The 1,568-nt window shown below is 67.0% G+C and carries 2 protein-coding genes; both read left to right on the top strand.

Features of this window, described 5'->3' with window-relative positions:
• The coding region (locus tag QSK31_RS48420) for a hypothetical protein (protein WP_285691980.1) at positions 1 to 1,164 on the top strand (1,164 nt) is incomplete at its 5' end.
• A 70-nt stretch (positions 1,165 to 1,234) separates the two neighbouring features.
• The coding region (locus QSK31_RS48425) for a hypothetical protein (RefSeq protein WP_285691981.1) at positions 1,235 to 1,568 on the top strand (334 nt) is incomplete at its 3' end.

Below are 1,568 nucleotides of genomic sequence, written 5' to 3' on the forward strand. Positions count from 1 at the left end.
GGGTCGTGGGATGCCGATTTCGTCGGCCCGTTGCAGGCGAAGGTTGCTGAGTTGTCGGAGCGGCTGGAGGTGCCGCATTTCCGGTTGAACGGCCGGCGGGGTGAGGTGCTGGACGGCAGGTCGACCCTGGAATCCGGGCTTGGGGAGGTGTTGCACCACGGGCTGGACCACAACCGGGGTCTTCGGGTCGTGCTGGCTCATGAGGCGAACGATCAGGCCATCTGGCTGACCACCCAGCTGGATGGGCGGTCGTTGGTGCATCTGGACGATAGCTGGAAGGAGCAGTGGGTGGTCAGGGGTCCGGACGGGCAGACGGATCGCTTCGTTTCTCCCGACGATGCGGTGCGGCGTGCGGCGGAGTTGGCCGATCCTCGTGCGGACACCACGATGCCGCAGCTGCGGGAGTTGCTGGCGTTGCCGACGATGAAGGACGCCGAGCGATACTTCGGTGAGCACGTCGACCGGGTGCGTACCCCGGAGGCCGCGGATGAGCTGGTCCGGCTGGTCCGGCAGTACAACGAGCACATCACGCGCCCGGATCGGCTCGGTGACGGCCTGATCCGCGACAGCCCGTTCTTCGTGCCGGACGTCATCACGCCGGCGTTCAGCACGGTGGTGAAGACGGCGGTGAACGCCGCGGCTGATCCGCCCGCTGAGTCGATCGCGCCGCGTAGCCAGTGGCTCGCCGACCCGATCACGGCGCCGGTGCTGCGTGCGGACGAGAACCTGTTGTTCGGTTATCTCACCGACCGTCCGTTGAATCTCCCGAGTCGGGTGGGCGAGTATCTGACTGGTCTGCTCTGGTTGCGGGAACTGGTGGCTGCCCAGCTCAGCACGGCGACCGGGCTCACTCCGCGTGATGGGCTGACGGTGATCCGGGCCAAGGGCGAGATGGACGGCGAACGCGCGGCCCGGACGCCAGGACAGCCGGAACGGCTTCGCGCGCATGCGGCCATCACGGAGAACCTGATCGCTCTGATTCACCCGGATCAGGTCGACGACACCGCCGCGAACCTGCAGTCGCTGCTGACGCTGATCGAGTGTCTGTCCGGTGAGGACCGGGTGGCCTGGTACTACGTCATCAGGCATGCGAGTACCTCGTTCCCGCACGTGGAAAAGGCCCTGACCGACCTCCGGAACCGGATCTCCGACTGCGTCCAGTGAGCCACACTCGCGCGAAAGGCTTGTGATGTCGGGTACGCCCCTCTGTTTCCCGTCCATCGTCGACAGCGGGATGTACTTCGCGTTGGACCCTGATGCCGCGATCCCGCCGTGGGTGCGCGACGCCCCACGGATCACCGGTGGTGTCGTCCGGGTGTATTTCGGCCCCGGCGCGCGTGAGGCGCTCAGCGTCAAAGAAGCGCTGGTACGCAGCCGGCTACCCGGCACACGCTGGATCGACGTCCCGCACCCGGATGAGGTGGCGGCGATGACCCCCACCGACGCCGGACGACGTGCTGACGATCACGGCCTGCCCGTGGATTTGCCCGGCCGGACCGACCTGCTCGAAGCTGCCGACAACAGCGTTCGGGCGATCAACGACCAGCATGAGGAGGTCGGCGCTGACC

Source organism: Actinoplanes sp. NBRC 103695 (assembly GCF_030269485.1).
In the GTDB taxonomy this organism is placed as follows: domain Bacteria; phylum Actinomycetota; class Actinomycetes; order Mycobacteriales; family Micromonosporaceae; genus Actinoplanes.